We start from the raw sequence: 17,719 nt of genomic DNA, 5'->3' as shown, positions 1-17,719 counted from the left end.
CACATGACCAACCCCTTCGACGACCAGGACGGCACCTTCCTCGTCCTCGTCAACGACGAGAACCAGCACTCGCTCTGGCCGCAGTTCGCGGACGTCCCGGCCGGCTGGACCATCACCCACGGTCCCGACACCCACGCCGCCTGCCTGGCCCACGTCGAGGAGTCCTGGACCGACATGCGGCCCAGGAGCCTCGCCGACGCCATGGACACCCCGCGGTAACGGGGACCCGACATGACCTCCACCGATACCGTGAACGGGGCCCGCGGAACCGCGGGCCCCGCCCGGCCCGACGGCCCCGCCGTATGCCCCGCCCAGCCCCGCGATCCCGTCGCCGGCTCCGGCCGCTCCGGCGGCCTCGCCGCGGCCCTGTTCACAGCCGGAGCCCGGCGGGACCCGTATCCGCTGTACGCCCGCATGCGGCGCGACGATCCGGTCCACCGCAGCCCCGAGGGCATCTGGTATCTCACCCGCCACGCCGATGTCGAGGCGGCCCTCGGCGACCTCCGGCTGTCCAACGACCGGGACAGGATGACCCGCGCCTACAGTTCGCTCGGCGGCGACCTCAAGGCCCTCAGCCGGCTCACCGAGCGACTGGGCCGGGTGATGAGCAACACCGATCCGCCGGACCACGCCCGGCTGCGCAAACTGGCCAACAAGGCGTTCACCGCCCGGCGCGTCGAGGCGCTGCGCGAGGGCGTACAGCGGATCGTCGACCGGCTCGTCGACGAGGCGGTCGCGGCCGGTCCGGCCATGGACCTGATCGAGGCGGTCGCCTCGCCCCTGCCGATGTCCGTCGTCTGCGAACTCTTCGGCATCCCCGACGAGGACCGGCCCCGGGTCAAGAGTTGGTTCCACCGTTTCGGCAGGCTCAGCGAGGACATCGACAAGTCCGAGGCGGCGATCGACCGATACGAGGAGTACCTGTCCGGGCTCATCCGGCAGCGCCGGCGGGAGCCGGGCGACGACCTGATCAGCGCCCTGGTCGCCACCCAGAGCCGGGACGACCGGCTCACCGACTCCGAACTGCTCTCCACCTGCTTCGTCCTGATCACCGCCGGGGACGAGACCACCACCCACCTCATCGGCAACGGCATGCTGGCCCTCCTGCGCAACCCCGACCAACTGGCCAGGCTGCGCGCGGACCCGGACCTGATCCGGAGCGCGGTCGAGGAACTGGCCCGCTACGACACGGTGACCCAGGCGATCGTCCGGGTGGTGGCGCAGGACCTGGAGATCGGCGGACGGACGCTGAGGGAGGGCGAGTTGGTGTACCTCTTCCTCGGCGCGACCAACCGCGATCCCGAGCGTTTCGAGGACCCCGACCGGCTCGACCTCTCCCGCCCCGGCAACCGCCACCTGAGCTTCGGCCACGGTCCGCACTTCTGCCTCGGCGGCCCCCTGGCCAAGCTCCAGGCGGAGGTGGCCATCGCCACCCTGGTGCGCCGGCTGCCCGGGCTGCGCCTGGCCGAAGGGGCGGCGCTGGACTGGCGGGACAACCCGCTGCAGCGCCGGCTGACCGCCCTCCCCCTCATCCACCGACCGTGAACGGCGACGAAGGAGCAGTACCGACCATGGCCCGTGAGTTCGAGGTCCGCCGGGAGCAGGACCTGCCCGTCACGCCCGAGCAGGTCTGGGACGCGGTGGCCACCGGCGCCGGAAACCTGGGCTGGCTCTATCCGATGGAGATCGAGCCCCGCGTCGGCGGAAAGGCGACCCGGGGAGATGCCACGGTCGTGGCGTGGGAGCCGCCGCACCACTTCGCCGTCCGGGCGACCCAGGACGGCGGGTTCTCCAACACCCTCAGCTACCGCATCGAGCCGGCCGACGGCGGCACGAGCCACCTGCGGATGGGAATCCACTGGGTGCACACGGGCGTCGTCGACGACGCCTGGAACTGGGACGCCAAGACGGACGTCGCCGAGAAGTACGTGGACTTCCACCAGCACGCCCTCGCCGAGTACCTCCGGCACTTCGCCGGACGCCCCGCCGTCTACGTCCGGTCCCAGCGCCCCGATCCCACCGCCGACCCGGCCGACTTCGCCGCTCTGCGCCGACGTCTCGGCCTGGCCGAGGACGCGGCCGTCGGTGACCGGTTCATCCTCCTCGCCCCCGGCCCGGACCACGAACCCGTCGAGGTGGTCGTCGACTGGCTCAGCGCCGACTTCGTCGGTCTGCGAGGCCCGGACGCCCTCTACCGGTTCTTCAACGGCAGCACCTGGAACGTGCCGTTGTGGCTCGGCCACCACGTGTTCGCCACACCTATCGACGAGCAACAGGCCACCAAGGCGTGGACCGCCTGGCTCAATGACACACCAGCTCAGGAGATCTGATGGACACCGCCACGCAGACACTGCTCTTCGCCGCCGAACTCGTCGAGGAGAACGGCACCTACGCACTCGTCGTCCAGGATGTGAGGACGGGAACCGTGCAGACCACGCCGGTCCCCAGGGCCATGGTCGACAAGCTCCCGACCTTCCTCTCGGCGCTCGCTGCAAAGCTCAACCCGCCTACCCAGCGCCGCCGTTGGTAGCAGTCGGAGGAACCGCCGGGTGGCGCGGAACGCAGCGACGCACGGAAGGCCCGGCGCAGGGGCGATCCCGACTCCGCCGGTGACCCCGCGTGCGGGGACGGTGACCGGCCGACCCCGCCCTTCGGACACCCAGGGGAGGCGACCCAGTGGTGGCCGCGCCACGCGCGCCACCGGGTCGGCGGCTCTGGGACCGGGCATCGGCGGGAATCGCCCCACTCCGGCGACGACAGATCGTCATGTCGACATTGCTGCGCGCGCTCCTCGACCACGCCGGTCCGGTCGCCGAATCCCCGGCCGCACGTGGCGGCGGCGCGCTCCGAAAGAAGCGGCGACCGCATCGCCGGCCGCTGCGGGGCCACCACCGTCTGCGGAGGTGCCGGCCGGACCCGGGCAACCCGCTGCGGAGGTGCGGACCGGACCTGGCCACCGTACGCGCCGGACCCGGGCACCGTACGCGTGGGTCGCGGGGCAATCGCGTCACTGCATCTAGGCGGGTGGGCGCCCCCCCGGGGGGACCCGCGTGCTCTCCACGCGGGCGATCACCCCGCGTCGGGGAGTGGTCACCACCACCCGAGGCCACCCTGCTCGGGCTACCCGCCACAGAAAAAGCGTGGTCGGGAGAGTAGCTCCTGACCATCGGGTAGGCGAAAGATCGCCGGCAAAGGCGCGTAAGCCTGGCGCCGGCACCCGCTGCGAGAAGGCGTCCACGGCCGCTCGTCGCCGAGGAAGGAGGAGAGGGCCGCCGCACTGGGTTGTTGCACCGTACCGATGGCGGAGAGGGGCGGCACTGCGTTCCGCGGGCACAGCCGGCCCCGTACCAACGAGGAGAGACATGAACGACATCCACCGTGAGCGCGGGGGGAAGCCCTCCGACAGCGCCGCCGACGAGGTTCTCCACGAGATCGAGGACACCGAGACGGACGACGTGACCGGCGGCGAGCGGTCCCGGGAAGACGGTGAAGCCGCGGACGCGCTGACACCCAACGAGGAAGCGCAGGAAGACGTGCGGAAGAACTCCTGAACCTTCCGGTTCCACCAGATCCCGGACCACGCACCCCACCCGCGCCGCACGCCCTCGGGCGACGGCTGCGGCCTCCGCAGCGCGTGGGACATCCGGGCACGATGAAGAAAGGCAGACAACCATGCGGGCACTGACCTATCAGGGAAAGCGGGACGTCAGGGTCGAGACCGTCCCCGATCCGAAGATCGAGCAGCCCGACGACATCATCGTCCGGGTCACCTCGACCGGGATCTGCGGCTCCGACCTTCACCTCTACGAGGTACTCGGGCCTTACCTGGATCCCGGCGACATCCTCGGCCACGAGCCCATGGGCATCGTGGAGGAGGTCGGTCCGGAGGTGACGGCACTCTCCCCCGGCGATCGCGTGGTGATTCCCTTCAACGTCTCGTGCGGCCACTGCTACATGTGCGAGCGGGGCCTGCACTCCCAGTGCGAGACGACCCAGGTGCGTGAGCGCGGCACCGGAGCCTCGCTCTTCGGGTACACGAAGCTGTACGGCCAGGTCCCTGGTGGTCAGGCGGAGCTGCTGCGCGTACCGTTCGGCAACAGCCTGCCGATCCAGGTGCCGCAGGGGCCGCCGGACGACCGCTTCGTCTACCTGTCCGACGTGTTGCCCACCGCCTGGCAGGCCGTCGAGTACGCCGCGATCCCGCCCGGCGGCACGGTGACCGTCCTCGGCCTCGGCCCGATCGGCGCGATGGCCGCCCGGATCGCCCAGCACCGCGGGGCCGGCCTGGTCATCGGCGTGGACCTGGTCCCCGACCGGCTGGAGCGGGCGAGCGCGTACGGCGCCAAGTGCCTGGACCTGCGCCGTCACGGAAAGGATCTCGGCGACGCCATTCGCGAGCTCACCGACGGACGTGGCACGGACGCCGTCATCGACGCCGTCGGGATGGAGGCGCACGGAGCCCCGGTCGCGAAGGCGGCCCAGTGGGCGGTCGGGCTGATGCCGGACCCCGTCGGGGAACGCCTGATGGACAAGGCGGGCATCGACCGACTCTCCGCGCTCTACACGGCGATCGACGCGGTGCGCCGCGGCGGCACGATCTCCCTGTCCGGCGTCTACGGCGGCTCCGCCGATCCGCTGCCTCTGATGACCATGTTCGACAAGCAGATCCAGCTCCGCATGGGGCAGGCGAACGTGAAGCGGTGGGTCGACGACCTCCTGCCGCTCCTCACCGACGACGATCCGCTGGGCGTCGATTCCTTCGCCACCCACCACCTGCCGCTGGAAGAGGGACCGGAGGCGTACCGGACGTTCCAGAGGAAGGCCGACGGCATGATCAAGACCCTGCTGAGGCCGTGAGGGTCTGAGGCTCCGCGTCTCGGAGCCCTCATGGCGCTCCCCGGACGACTCGTCCCCCCCCGCGGAGCGGTGGTGTCCCCCGGGGCACCCTCGCTCCGCGGACGGGTGGGGGCGGTTGGCCCCGCGGGTGATCGCCGGAAGGCGCCTGATCACCGACAGGCGGGTGTCGGCCGTGCTCCTTGACCGGCCTCTCGATGGTCCGCGCCCACGGGGTGAACGTCTTGGCCTGGTCAGGGGTGAGGTCATCGGCTGCCGGCGGCAGGCCGGGACGCGCGCGCCGCCAAGGCCCTTCCGCGCGGTCCTCTAGGCCGGGCCGTCGAGCGGCTCGCCGTCCAGAGCCGCGATCTTGCGCAGGACGTCCACCGCCAGAGCCCGTTCGCTCCCGGTCAACGACTGGAGGAGCTGCTCGTTGACGCGCTCCGCCGGAGGGATGAGCGCGTCGAGCAGTTCGGATCCGTCGGCGGTGAGACTGAGCAGGGTCCGTCTGCGGTCCCCGTCGTCCCGCACCTGGCTCAGATGTCCCTGGCCGACCAGGCGCCGGACCATCTGGTTGACCGTGGAGCGGTCCAGGGACGTGTGCTGGGCGAGGGTGCGCTGGTCGATACCGGGCTCCCGGCGCAGGGCGTTGAGGACGGCGAACTGCTGTGAGGTGATGTCGCGGGAGACGTGCCGGAACCACAGCGAGGTGTGCACCTGCTCCGCGCGCCGGATCAGGTGCCCGACGTACTGGTGCAGCTCCAGTGCGCGCGCCACGATGCTCCGTTCGTCCTGCTCTCGAGGTGGTGCCGGTCGGGGGGCCGGTAGCCCTCCCGGAGTCTACGAGTACCCGGCACCACCCCGAGGCCGTGGGGCCGTCAGGGGGACCGTCGCCCGGGGCGCTGCTCGTAGGGCACGGCCCGGGTCCCGTCGACGCCGACTTCCAGCCGGCCGACCCGCTCGATGTCCAGGACGATCCTGTCACCGTGGTGGAGCGGGCCCACACCGGCCGGCGTGCCGGTCGCGATCACGTCACCGGGGTGCAGGGTCATGACGGACGAGGTGTAGGCGATCAGTTCCCTGACGCCGAAGATCAGATCGGCGGTGTTCGTCCGCTGCCGGATGGCACCGCCGACGTCGCAGCGCAGGTCGAGGGAGCCGGGGTCCGGGATCTCGTCGGCGGTGACGATCCACGGCCCGATCGGGGTGAACGTGTCGAACGATTTACGGGTGGAGCGGTCCTCGCCGGATCGCACGGTGATGTCCAGGACGCAGGTGTAGCCGAAGACGTGGTCCAGCGCGTCGGCCGCGTCCACATGGTGGGCGGTGCGGCCGATGACGACGCCCAGCTCGCCCTCCTGGTCGGTGCGCTTGTCCGAGTAGGGCAGAAGGACGTCCTCGCCCGGCCCGATGACCGACGAGGTGGCCTTGAGGAAGACGCCGAGGTCGGCGATGGAGGTGGTGTACTCCATCTCCGCCTTGTGGTCCAGGTAGTTGACCGGTGCGCCGATGATCTTGCCGGGACGAGGCAGTGGCGCCTCCAGGACGGCCTCGGTCAAGGGGACGCGCGGGAGACCGGAGAGGGCCGGCCGGACAGCTCCTTCACGGGCCGTGGTCTCGATGTACCGGTGCAGCGCTCCGGCCGGGCCGGGCGCGGGGGAGCCGGCGAGCTGCTCGGTCACGTCGACGAGGTCGTCGCCGTCGACGACTCCGAGTCGCCCCTCGTTGAACAGGGCCAGACGCATCTGGGCCTCCTTGCGGGATACGGGACGGGATGCGGGATGTCGGGCGGGCGGCGGTTCAGGCGCCGGGGTCGGCGTCTTCCGCGCGGTACAGGCCGAGGGAGCGCATGACGGGTTCGTTGCTGTAGGAGAAAAGGACGGCGTCGTGGGAGGCGGAGCCGTTGAGGTGCCGGTAGGACGCCCAGCCGGGCACGGTGAAGGTGTCGTTCTCGGACCACTCCAACCGCTCGCCGTCCACGACCGTCGTGCCTTCCCCGCGGACCACGGTGAAGATGGTGGAGGCGGTGTGCCGGCGGCCGGCACCCCGGAAGCCCGGCCGCAGACGCTGGACGCGGCAGCCGAGGGTGGGCATGACGGGGCCGCCCGTCCACGGGTTGGTGTACTCCAGGACGATGCCGTCGGCCTCACTGCCTTCGGCGGTGTCGGAGATGCCTTCCAGCGCGCGGTGGGTCTCCTCCCAGGTGTAGCGGGACACGGGGGAGTGGGGCCCGTCCGGAGCGAGCCAGACCGGGTTCAGCCGGCCGTGCAGGAACTGCCTGCTGCCCGCGTCGTCCGGGCGGGTCACGGGCTGGAGACGCTGCGGGTACTTCTCGTAGAAGCCGGCCTCCAGGGCGTTGACGAGGGGGTAGTCCAGGGCGTCGAGCCAGATCATCGGCGCGTCGCCCTCATGGGTGTGGTCGTGCCAGTGCCAGCCGGGGGTGAGAAGCAGGTCACCCGGCTCCATGAAGACACGCTCGCCGTCGACGGTCGTCCACGCGCCGCTGCCCTCCAGGATGAAGCGGAAGGCGTTGGACGTGTGCCGGTGGGCCTGGGCGGTCTCGCCGGGCAGGATGATCTGCAGTCCCGCGTAGAGCGTGTTGACGGTGGCGGGGGGATCGGTCAGGCCGGGGTTCACCAGCATGAGCACCCTGCGTTCCGCCTCGTCCAGCGAGAGCGTCTCGGAGAAGTGCAGCAGGTGCGGCCGCAGTTCCCGCCAGCTCCAGCGGTACGGCACCGCACGGCTCTTCGGCTGGGCGGGGAACAGATTGCCGTAGAAGCGCCACAGCGGCGCGGCGCCCGCTGTCTCCAGGGCCTTGTAGGCCGGGTCGTCGGTCGTCATGTGTCCTCCTTCGCTGGTGCTCACCGGGCGGGAACCGCTGGTTCGGCCGGCGTCCACACCCACGAGATGTCGTCGAAGTCGTCGGGTTCGCGTGCCCCGAGGAACAGATTGCGGAAGGTGGCCCCCATGCCCTCCAGGTGGCAGATCTCCCCGAAGCGGCGGGCGTTGGTCTGGACGCGGGCCGCCCGCGCCGTGCGCTGCGCGGCGTAAGCACCGAAGGCTTCGGTGGGTTCGCCGAACCGGCCGAGAGCCTCGCCCAGGGCGACCGCGTCCTCCAGCGCCTGGCAGGCGCCCTGGGCCAGGTACTGGAGCATCGGGTGGGCGGCGTCGCCGAGGAGAACGATCCGGCCGTGCACCCAGTCGTCGACGGGAAGCCGGTCGTAGAGGGGCCAGCGCCGGTCGCGCGAGACGAGCGGCAGGGCGTCGCGGACGGTCCGGCAGGCGCCGGCGAAGCGCTCCTCGAGTTCGGCCTCGGTGCCCCAGTCGTCGGACTCCGGGGTGTAGTGGTCGCTCTCGAAGACGGCGACCTGGTTGTAGAGCTCCCCCCGGCGTACGGGGTACTGCACCAGGTGCATGCGGGGACCGGCCCACACCATCACGGCTTGCGACGCGGCGTGCTGAGACATGCGGCCGGTCATCTTCCGCGTCGGCAGCGCTCCGCGGAAGGCCACGTAACGGGAACAGACCGGTTTCCCGTCGCCCACCAGTGCCTGGCGCAGACGGGAATGGAGGCCGTCCGCGGCCACGACCGCGTCCGCCGCCAGGACCGGGTGCGACTCGGCGAAGTGGAGCCGGGCCCCCGAGGCGTCCTGTTCGACGTGGGTGACGGTGTGACCGGTGCGCAGGGTGACGGCCGGGTGCTCCTGGCAGGCGGCCAGCAACGCGGCGTGCAGGTCGGTGCGGTGGGTGACGAGGTAGGGGTGGGTGAAGCGCTCGGTGTAGGCGGCACTGCGCAGGTCCAGGGACGTGACCTGGTCGCCGGTCAGGGCATCCATCATGACCAGCCGGGGCGGGGCGACCGCCGCCCGCCGGACGGCCGGCAGGACGCCGAGTCGCTCCAGGGCGAGGGAGGCGTTGGGCGCGAGCTGCAGACCGGCGCCGATCTCGCCGAACCGGACGGCCCGTTCGACGAGGGTGACGCGGTGTCCGGAGCGGGCGACCGACAACGCCGCGGCCAGCCCACCGATACCGCCCCCGACCACGGCGATGCGGAGAGGATCTGGGGTGACGGACACACGGCCTCCTGGCGTGGACGGGAACGGAGGGCTCCGGCAGAAGGGCCGGGCAAGTAATCCGTACACCAATCATTGGTGTACGGATTATGTTGCGACGGTGTTTCCCCGATGTCAATGGCCTGCCGAGGGCGGCGACGGCTCGCACGCCGCCAGCAGGTGGTGCCGTCGGCTCGGGCTCCAGGTGGGCTCGCGGGTGATCCGGGCGTACCGGCTCTACGGGCATCCACGGCGTGGATCCGGAGCATCCGAGAATCGGATCACGGCAGGTCTGGGCAGGCTGCCCCCGAGGACCGCATAGTCGGGACATATGACCGAGCCCGTGCGGCGACGTCCTCGCCCGACGGATCCGTCGCCACGGTGCTTCGGCCCTCACCCCTCGCTTTCAGGAGCGCCGCCATGCCCGCTTCCGCCCGACCTCCCGTCCGCCGGCCACAACCCCCTCCGCCGAACCGTGCTGCCGAGCAGTCCTGACTCCCGCCGTCACCGTGCGGGCGCCGCCGAGGTGGACCGGCGGACGACCAGTTCGGGCCGGAGCACGACGTGGCCGTGCTCGTGACCGGCGCCGTACGTCGTGTCCTCGATGAGCAGGTGGCCCGCCGTCCGTCCCATGGCGACGGCCGGCCGGCGTACGGAGGTGAGCGGCACGGCGGCGGACGCCGCGTACTCGATGTCGTCGTAGCCGACCAGTGCGATGTCTTCCGGGATCCTCAGCCCGGCCCGGTACAGGACCTGCATCACTCCCAGGGCGAGCAGGTCGTCGGCGCAGAAGACGGCGGTCGGCCGGACCGGCAGGCCGAGAATGCGGTGCCCGGCGTCCCTGCCCGCGTGCACGGTCAGAGCGGGGCACGACAGTTCGTGCAGGGAGGTTGCGAGAAGACCGGCCCGGCTGACGGCTCTGCGAGCGCCCGCGCGCCTGTTCCGTACCGAGGCGAGCAGGTCGGGGCCGCCGACGTGGGCGATGGAGCGGTGCCCCCGCTCCAGCAGATGGTGCACCGCCGCGTACCCTCCGGCGACGTCGTCGATCCCCACCGAACAAGCCGCCGCTTCGGGCGCGTACTGGTCGGCCACGACGAACGGCACGGCGTGCCGCCGGAACGCGGCCACGGTCCGGCCGACTCCGTCGCCGGAGATCAGCACCGCACCTCGCACCTGGTGCGAGACGAGGAGGGAGAGGTGCCGTGTCTCCTCCTCGGGATCGCCGGCGCCGGTGCAGACCATGACGCCGAGGTCCGCTTCGCGCGCGGCCTGCTGGACTCCGGTGGCCAGGGCCGTGAAGAACGGGTCGGCGGGGCCGGGGGCCACGACGGCGATCACGCGCGACGCCAGGCCGTGCAGCTGCCGGGCGCCGTCGGTCCTGATGTAACCGATCGAGCCGATCACCTCCAGCACCCGTCGGCGCGTGGAATCGGCCACCAGCTCCGGGCGGTTGAGCACGTTCGAGACGGTTCCGAGCGAGACGCCGGCTTCCCGTGCGACGTCCTTGATGCCCACCCGGCGCCGCTTCGCGCCACTGTCCCGTGTCCCGGTCTCCTCCGCACGCCTCGCGGCCCGGCCCGGCGACCGCGGCGCCGGGGGCAGGGGGGCGGCCATGGGCTAACCACCGCCCTGCGCGGGCGCCGTACTGCCCCGCGTGACCAGGCGGGGAACCATCGCCGTCTGCATGGCTCTGTCCCGCCGGCCCTCCACCCGCTCGATGAGCATGCGGGCGGCGGCGGATCCCATGGTGTGCCCGGCCTGGTCGACGCTGGTCAGCTGGACGGTGGCCAGCGCGGCCAGGGCGGTGTTGTTGTAGCCGACGAGCGAGAGGTCCTCGGGGATGCGCAGGCCGAGTTCATGGGCCGCGCGGTAGATGCCCAGAGCCGCCACATCGGCTCCGGTCATGACGGCGGTCGGTGGGTGTTCCTGTGTCAGCAGGGCCATGCCCGCCTCGAAGCCGCCCTCGTCGGAGTACGCGGCGTGCTGGACCCGGGCGTGCCCCGCGAGTCCGTGCCGTTCCATCGCATCGAGGTAACCGGCGCTCAGGACGATCTCCGGGGTGCGCTTCCACCGGTTGGCCTTGGTGCCGGGGGCGGAGACGAGGGCGATGTCACGATGGCCGAGCGCGACCAGATGGTCGACGACCAGCCCCGCCCCGACGTCGTCGGCGTCGACCACCGAGTCGTGGGCGTCGGAGCCGTCGTGATGGCCGAGGACGACGGTCGGCGTGGACGCCGCCGTCGCCAGTACCTCGTCCCGCGACGTCCCGGGTGCGATGAGGATCAGGCCGTCCATCTGACGGTCCACCATGGAGCGAATGGTCTTGGCCTGCTCCTCCGGACCGAACCCCGCGGCGCCGATCAGCACGGTGTACTCGCTGGTGCGGAGCTCGTCCTGGACACCGTCGAGGATGTCGGCGAAGAACGCGTTGCGGACGTTGTCGAGCAGGACGCCGATGGTGTAGGTCCGGCCACGCATGCCCCGTGCGGCCGCGTGCGGCCGGTACTCGAGTTCGGCGATGGCGGCCTTCACCCTCTCCTGCATGGCGGGGCTCACGCCGTAGGCGTTGCGCATCACCTTGGAGACGGCGGCGGTGGACACGCCGGCATGTCGGGCGACATCGGTGATGGTCACGCGTTTGTTCTGTCGGGGTGTCGCAGCCCGGTCCATCGTGTGCGCTCCGGATCTCGTAGTCGTGAGTATAACGGTCTACACCGCCACCCCCCTGTTTCGTCAAGACTTCTTCCACAACACCACGGTGTTACCTCTCCGTGTCTTGACGGAGCCGGGGGAGGGGTGCAGGGTGATGCCCATTCCGAGTAGAGAACGTTTTACACGTTCCTCCGATGCGGCAGGGCCCGTCCGTTGCCCGCCGTGCCGCCCCCGTTCCTCGCCTTCCCTCCATACTTCTTGGGAGTCTTCCGTGTCCCCTCGTATGTCCCGCCGTCGGGTGCGCCCCAGCCTGGCCCTCGCCGGTACGGCCTCACTCGCCCTGCTCGTCACCGCTTGCGGCGGCAGCGGCTCCGGGTCCTCGTCCGCGCCGAAGGAGTTCGGTTACCTCAGCGTCACCGAGAACACCGCGGTCAAGACGGCGCTCACCACCCTCTCCGAGGGGGCCTGCAAGACCCAGAACAAGGCGCTGCCGCTGAAGGTGGAGACGGTTCCGCAGGCGAGCCTCGACCAGAAGCTCCAGCTCCTCGCCGGCCAGGACGCCCTGCCGGTCCAGTTCGCCGCCGGCAACGCCCCCGCGCTGACGAAGCAGCTCGACACGTCCGGGAAGATCGCCGACCTGGAGACCGAGCTGAAGGGTCTCGGCGTCCTGGACCAGATCGAGCCCGCAGCCGTCTCGACGGTCAAGGCGCTGTACGGGGGCAAGCTCGCGGTCCTGCCGTACGAGTACAACATCGAGGGCATCTTCTACAACAAGAAGCTGTTCTCCGACAACGGCTTGCAGGAGCCGACCACGTGGGACGCCCTGGTGGCCGCGTCCGCCAAGCTCGAGGGCAAGGGCGTGCAGCCCTTCTCCGCCTCCGGTCAGCAGGGCTGGCCCCTGACCCGTCTGATCAGTGACTACCTCTACCGCAGCCTGGGACCGGACGCGCTGCAGAGGGTCGCCGACGGCAAGGCGAAGCTGACCGACCCCGAGTACGTGAAGGGCGCCGAGGAGATCGCGGCCCTGGGCGAGAAGGGCTACTTCGGCAAGGGTCTGGGCTCCATCGACTACGACACCGCGATGAACCAGTTCCTGACCGGCAAGGCCGCCATGTTCTACATGGGGAGCTGGGCGCTGACCAACATCTCCGACGCGAAGCAGAACAAGGTGGGGGTCGAGAACGTGGGCTTCATGCCCTTCCCGGCAGTCACCGGCGGCAAGGGCGCGATCGACCAGTACCCCTCCAACGTCGGCCTCGGCATCACCCTCGCCAAGAAGTCCTTCGACTCCAGGACGGGTGACTGGGCGGCCTGCATCGCCAGGAACTACGGCGCCACCGCGCTGAAGGACCAGGGCGCCATCTCCGGCTTCAAGGTGAACGGCGACATCAAGGACGCCAACCCCGTCACCACCCAGGTCCGGGAGACGATCGGCGCCTCGAAGCAGAACGTGCTCTGGTTCGAGGCCCTGTTCAACACGAAGGCCACCACGGTCAGCCAGACCAACGCGGCCTCCCTGGTCAGCGGCAGCATGACCCCGCAGAAGTTCATGCAGACCGTGCAGGACGCCCTGGCCGCCAAGTGACCGGCCGGGGGTGGCGCGCCGGCCTCCTCGCACGCCCCGCACCCCGTGTGCGCCGCCCCCGGTCCTGCCCGACAGGCCTCTCATCACGCCAACTTCACGGCAACGAAGTGGACTCCACCCATGCACCGCGTCCTCGGTGACCGCAGGGCCATCCTGATCCTGCTCGGTCCCGCCCTCCTCGTCTACTCCCTGATCATGCTGGTCCCCATGGTGTGGTCGCTCGGGTACTCGTTCACCCGCGGCAACACCATCGACGGCTTCACCGGAAACGGACTGGACAACTTCCAGCGCCTGTTCACCGACGACGCCGTACGGGACGCCCTCTGGTTCACCCTGAAGTACGCCGCCGTGGTGACCGTCGGCCAAGTCGTCGCGGGCTACCTGCTCGCCCTGCTCTACGTCTTCTTCCTCAAGCGCGCCTCGGCCCTCGTGCGCACGCTCGTCTTCTTCCCCGTCGTGCTCCCGACGGTCGCCGTCGGTCTGCTCTTCCAGAAGTTCTTCCAGGTCGCACCGGAGACCGGCCCCGTCAACTCGCTGCTGAACATGGTGGGTCTGGACTCCATCGACTTCTTCGGCAGCGCCGGAAGCGCCTTCTGGGTGCTGATCGCCATGGACATCTGGCGCTCCATGGGCTTCTACGCCGTCCTGCTCTTCGCCGGTCTCGTCGACATCCCCGACGAGGTCCTCGAATCCGCCCGGCTGGACGGAGCGACGGGACTCAGGCTGGTCCGCCACATCGTGCTGCCCCTGTCCCTGCCGGTGCTGATGTCGTCGCTGATCTTCAGCATCAACGGCACGCTGAAGGCCTTCGACTCCATCGTCGCGCTGACCAACGGCGGACCCGGCAACGGTACGAGCCCGCTGACCCTGTACATGTTCCAGACGTCGTTCACCTACGGCGACTACGGCTACGGCAGCACCGTCGCGCTGCTGCTGACCGTGGTGTGCCTGATGGTGAGCCTGGTCGTCTACCGCGTCTCGCGGCGCGACCTCACGGAGGGCTGACCCATGGCCATCGAGACCCCCACGAAGACCTCCGTCGCACGCCCGGGCCGGGCCGCGTCCCCGCGAGCCGCCCGCAGCCGGAAGAGCCGCGCCGGCAGCCGGCTCTGGGTGAAGATCGTCGTCGCACTGCTCCTGGTCGTCGAGTTGTACCCCTTGATCTGGATGTTCTTCACGTCGCTCAAGACCAACGACGACTACCTGAACCACTCGACCTGGAGCCTGCCCACGACGTGGGAATGGGGCAACTACTCCGAGGCGTGGACCACGGGCAACATCGGGCTGTACATCCAGAACAGCCTGCTCGCGGTCGTCCCGGCGCTCGCCCTGATGCTGCTCCTGGGCACGGCCGCGGGCTTCGCCCTGCAGGTCATGGTCTGGAAGGGGCGCAGCCTCACGCTGCTGATCTTCCTCGCCGGCATGATGGTGCCCCCGCAGATGATCCTCCTGCCCCTGTTCACCGCCTACTTCCGGACCGGCCTCTCGGGCACGCTGTGGCCGCTGATCCTCACCTACACCGGCACGGGCCTCCCGTTGACCGTCTTCATGATGGCCACGTACTACCGTGCCGTCCCCCGCGAACTCTTCGAAGCCGCCACCATCGACGGCGCCGGCATCCTGCGCGCCTTCTGGACCATCAGCGTCCCCATGGTCCGCAACGCCCTGCTCACGGTCGGACTGGTCCAGTTCTTCTTCATCTGGAACGACCTGCTCATCGCGCTGACCTTCACCAACGACCAGGACCTGCGCACGATCCAGGTCGGTCTGCTCAACTTCACCGGCGACTTCGGTGCCACGCAGTACGGCCCCCTGTTCGCGGCCATCTGCATCAACGTCTTCGGCACCCTCCTGATCTACCTCTTCCTCAACCAGAAGGTCATGAAGGGCCTCACCTCGGGAGCGGTCAAGGGCTGACCCCCGCCCGCCACCACGCTCGCTCCCGCACGTGCAAGAAAGGTCCTCCCGTGTACCCCCCTCAGCCCTCCCCGGTGTCCTTCGAGCACCTCCCGGACGGACTCGGCGTCGGAGTCGCCGCCCCCCGCCTCACCTGGACACTGCCGCCAGGATCCGGCCGACAGCAGGCGTACGAAGTGGAAGTCGACCGCGCAGGCACCGTCCGGCGCACCGGACGCGTCGACGACGACACCCACGTACTCGTCCCCTGGCCGGGGGAGCCACTGGCCTCCCGGGAACGCGCGGAAGTCCGGGTCCGCGTCTGGACCCCGGACGCCGCGGAGCCGTCGGCCTGGAGCGGTCCGCGGGCCGTCGAAGCAGGCCTGCTCGCGCCCACCGACTGGCAGGCGGTGCCCGTCGGCGCCGGATGGGACGAGGACCCGGAGGCCGAGCGCCGCCCGGCTCGGGTCCGTAAGGACTTCCGGCTCGACCGACCGGTGGCGTACGCCCGTCTGTACGTATCGGCACACGGCCTGTACGAGGCGGAGATCAACGGCCGCCGGGTCGGTGACGAGACCCTGGCCCCGGGATGGACCGTCTACCCGCACCGGCTGCGCTACCGCACCCACGACGTCACCGAACACCTCACCGAGGGCGCCAACACCATCGGCGCCTGGCTCGGCGACGGCTGGTACCGCGGCAAGTACGGCTTCGACGGCGGCACCCGAAACATCTACGGCACCGACCAGGCGCTCATCGCGCAACTCGAGGTGAGGTACCGGGACGGCGCCACACTCGTCATCGCCACGGACGGCACCTGGACCGCGGCACCCGGTCCGATCCTGACCAGCGGACTCTACGAGGGCGAGACCTTCGACGCCCGGCTGCACGATCCGCACTGGTGCACCCCGTCGGCCGCGCGTACCGCCGTCGACGCGTGGACGCCCGTGCGGACCGGCCGCCGCGACCCCGCGACCCTGGTCGCGCCCATGGGACCACCCGTACGCCGCACCGAGGAGATCGCCCCGGTCTCCCTCACCCGCACCGAGGACGGACGCCACCTCCTCGACTTCGGGCAGAACCTCGTGGGCCGCCTGAGCATCACGGCCGACGGGCCGGCCGGCACCACCGTCGTCCTCCGGCACGCGGAAGTACTGGAAAGGGGCGCACTGGCAACCCGTCCGCTGCGCGAGGCGTACGCCATCGACACCCTCATCCTCTCCGGCGAGGGCCCGCTCACCTGGGAGCCCCGCTTCACCCTTCACGGCTTCCGCTACGCCGAAGTGACCGGCTGGCCGGGCGAGTTGACCGCCGACATGGTGACGGCACGCGTGTACCACACGGACATGCGCCGTACCGGCTGGTTCGAGTGCAGCGACCCGCTGGTCAACCGACTGCACGAGAACGTCGTCTGGAGCACGCGCGGCAACTTCGTCGACATACCCACCGACTGCCCCCAGCGCGACGAACGCCTCGGCTGGACCGGCGACATACAGGTCTTCGCCCCCACCGCGAGCTTCCTCTACGACTGCGCGGGCATGCTCGACTCCTGGCTCACCGACGTGGGCCTCGAACAACTCCCCGACGGCACCGTCCCCTGGTACGTGCCGGTCATACCCGGCGCCCCCATGTGGACGCCGATCCACCCCGGGGCCGCCTGGGGAGACGCGGCCGTGCTCACCCCCTGGACTCTCCACCAGCGCTTCGGCGACGTCGGACTCCTCCGCCGCCACTACCCCATGGCCAAGAAGTGGGTCGACCTGGTGGAGCGCCTCGCCGGCCCCACGCGCCTGTGGGACACCGGCTTCCAGCTGGGTGACTGGCTCGACCCCGCCGCCCCGCCGGAGGACCCGGCGGCCGGCGTCACCGATCGCTACCTCGTCGCCACGGCCTACTTCGCCCACTCCGCCCGCCACCTCGGACGAGCCGCCGCCGCGTTGGGAAAGGCCGCGGACTCCGACCGGTACGCCACCCTGGCCACCGAGGTGACGGAAGCCTTCCGCCGCCGGTACGTCCTGCCGTCCGGCCGCATGACGAGCGACAGCCCCACCGCCTACGCCCTGGGAATCGCCTTCGACCTGCTCACCCCCGAGCAGCGCCGGGACGCCGGGGACCGGCTCGCCGAACTCGTCCTCGCGGACGACGCCCGTATCGCCACCGGATTCGTCGGAACCCCCCTGATCTGCGACGCACTCACCGACACCGGGCACCTGGACGTCGCCTACCGGTTGTTGCTCCAGACCGAGTGCCCCTCGTGGCTCTACACCGTGACCCAGGGCGCGACCACGATCTGGGAACGCTGGGACAGCCTGCGGCCCGACGGCAGCCTCAACCCGGGAGGCATGACCTCCTTCAACCACTACGCGCTGGGCGCCGTCGCGGACTGGCTCCACCGGGTCGTGGGCGGCATCACCGCCACGGGTCCCGGTTACCGGGACATCGCCTTCCGGCCGCGGCCCGGAGGGGGAATCACCTGGGCCCGCACCCGCCACGAGACCCCGTACGGAACCGCGGCCCTCTCCTGGGAACTGACCGCCACCGGTCTGACCGCCCGCTGCACCGTTCCCGAAGGAGCCCGGGCCGTCGCCGAGTTGCCCGGCTGTCCGCCGATTTCCCTCGGCCCGGGGGAACACGTCCTCGAAGGTGCCGCGATTTCCGCTGTGGCTGTGTGAACGAAGCGCGACGTAACCACCCCGGACTG

At 70.6% G+C, this 17,719-nt stretch carries 16 protein-coding genes; 10 read left to right on the top strand and 6 right to left on the bottom strand.

The window, feature by feature from the left end; translation table 11 throughout:
- Window positions 1-3 precede the first annotated feature (3 nt).
- The 6 genes from PZB77_RS01615 (at window position 4) to PZB77_RS01590 (ending at window position 4,857) form a co-directional block, all read left to right on the top strand.
- Window positions 4-219, top strand: a complete 216-nt coding sequence (locus PZB77_RS01615) for an MbtH family protein (protein ID WP_275490704.1) — start codon at window positions 4-6, stop codon at window positions 217-219.
- Window positions 220-231: 12 nt separating this feature from the next.
- Window positions 232-1,545, top strand: coding sequence for a cytochrome P450 (locus tag PZB77_RS01610; RefSeq protein ID WP_275490703.1), 1,314 nt, complete (start codon window positions 232-234; stop codon window positions 1,543-1,545).
- Between the two features lie 26 nt (window positions 1,546-1,571).
- Window positions 1,572-2,330: an SRPBCC domain-containing protein gene (locus PZB77_RS01605; protein WP_275490702.1), complete on the top strand. Its 759-nt coding sequence runs from the start codon at window positions 1,572-1,574 to the stop codon at window positions 2,328-2,330.
- Complete coding sequence (locus tag PZB77_RS01600) at window positions 2,330-2,530, top strand: hypothetical protein (protein ID WP_275490701.1); 201 nt, start codon at window positions 2,330-2,332, stop codon at window positions 2,528-2,530. Before PZB77_RS01605 ends, PZB77_RS01600 begins: the two co-directional genes overlap by 1 nt.
- Window positions 2,531-3,362: 832 nt before the next feature.
- Window positions 3,363-3,551 (top strand): hypothetical protein, encoded by a 189-nt coding sequence (locus PZB77_RS01595; RefSeq protein WP_275490700.1) that lies wholly within the window; start codon window positions 3,363-3,365, stop codon window positions 3,549-3,551.
- 121 nt (window positions 3,552-3,672) lie between these two features.
- A complete protein-coding gene (locus PZB77_RS01590) occupies window positions 3,673-4,857 on the top strand; it encodes a zinc-dependent alcohol dehydrogenase (RefSeq protein WP_275490699.1) in 1,185 nt (394 codons plus the stop codon).
- A 303-nt stretch (window positions 4,858-5,160) separates the two neighbouring features.
- Here the strand turns inward: PZB77_RS01590 and PZB77_RS01585 are convergent, their stop codons facing one another.
- The 6 genes from PZB77_RS01585 to PZB77_RS01560 form a co-directional block, all read right to left on the bottom strand.
- Entirely contained in the window at window positions 5,161-5,610 is a 450-nt protein-coding gene (locus PZB77_RS01585) for a MarR family transcriptional regulator (protein ID WP_275490698.1), read from the bottom strand.
- Between the two features lie 101 nt (window positions 5,611-5,711).
- Window positions 5,712-6,578: a fumarylacetoacetate hydrolase family protein gene (locus tag PZB77_RS01580; RefSeq protein ID WP_275490697.1), complete on the bottom strand. Its 867-nt coding sequence runs from the start codon at window positions 6,576-6,578 to the stop codon at window positions 5,712-5,714.
- Between the two features lie 55 nt (window positions 6,579-6,633).
- On the bottom strand, window positions 6,634-7,674 hold the full coding sequence (locus PZB77_RS01575; RefSeq protein WP_275490696.1) for a cupin domain-containing protein: 1,041 nt from the start codon (window positions 7,672-7,674) through the stop codon (window positions 6,634-6,636).
- Between the two features lie 20 nt (window positions 7,675-7,694).
- Complete coding sequence (locus tag PZB77_RS01570) at window positions 7,695-8,909, bottom strand: FAD-dependent monooxygenase (protein ID WP_275490695.1); 1,215 nt, start codon at window positions 8,907-8,909, stop codon at window positions 7,695-7,697.
- Between the two features lie 480 nt (window positions 8,910-9,389).
- Entirely contained in the window at window positions 9,390-10,499 is a 1,110-nt protein-coding gene (locus PZB77_RS01565; protein WP_275490694.1) for a LacI family DNA-binding transcriptional regulator, read from the bottom strand.
- A gap of 3 nt (window positions 10,500-10,502) precedes the next feature.
- Entirely contained in the window at window positions 10,503-11,519 is a 1,017-nt protein-coding gene (locus tag PZB77_RS01560; RefSeq protein ID WP_275490693.1) for a LacI family DNA-binding transcriptional regulator, read from the bottom strand.
- 289 nt (window positions 11,520-11,808) lie between these two features.
- Here PZB77_RS01560 and PZB77_RS01555 point away from each other — a divergent pair, with 289 nt between their 5' ends.
- The 4 genes from PZB77_RS01555 to PZB77_RS01540 all read left to right on the top strand — a co-directional run bounded on the left by PZB77_RS01555 (window position 11,809) and on the right by PZB77_RS01540 (window position 17,690).
- Window positions 11,809-13,122 carry an extracellular solute-binding protein gene (locus tag PZB77_RS01555; protein WP_275490692.1) on the top strand — a complete coding sequence of 438 codons (1,314 nt, stop codon included), beginning with the start codon at window positions 11,809-11,811 and terminating at the stop codon, window positions 13,120-13,122.
- Between the two features lie 120 nt (window positions 13,123-13,242).
- On the top strand, window positions 13,243-14,127 hold the full coding sequence (locus PZB77_RS01550; protein ID WP_275490691.1) for a sugar ABC transporter permease: 885 nt from the start codon (window positions 13,243-13,245) through the stop codon (window positions 14,125-14,127).
- 3 nt (window positions 14,128-14,130) lie between these two features.
- A complete protein-coding gene (locus PZB77_RS01545; RefSeq protein WP_275490690.1) occupies window positions 14,131-15,039 on the top strand; it encodes a carbohydrate ABC transporter permease in 909 nt (302 codons plus the stop codon).
- 50 nt (window positions 15,040-15,089) lie between these two features.
- Window positions 15,090-17,690 carry an alpha-L-rhamnosidase gene (locus tag PZB77_RS01540; protein WP_275490689.1) on the top strand — a complete coding sequence of 867 codons (2,601 nt, stop codon included), beginning with the start codon at window positions 15,090-15,092 and terminating at the stop codon, window positions 17,688-17,690.
- The last annotated feature ends 29 nt before the right edge of the window (window positions 17,691-17,719 follow it).

The organism is Streptomyces sp. AM 2-1-1 (assembly GCF_029167645.1).
GTDB lineage: Bacteria > Actinomycetota > Actinomycetes > Streptomycetales > Streptomycetaceae > Streptomyces.
Note: the sequence above shows the minus strand (reverse complement) of the source record. Positions and strands in the feature narration are given on the sequence as shown.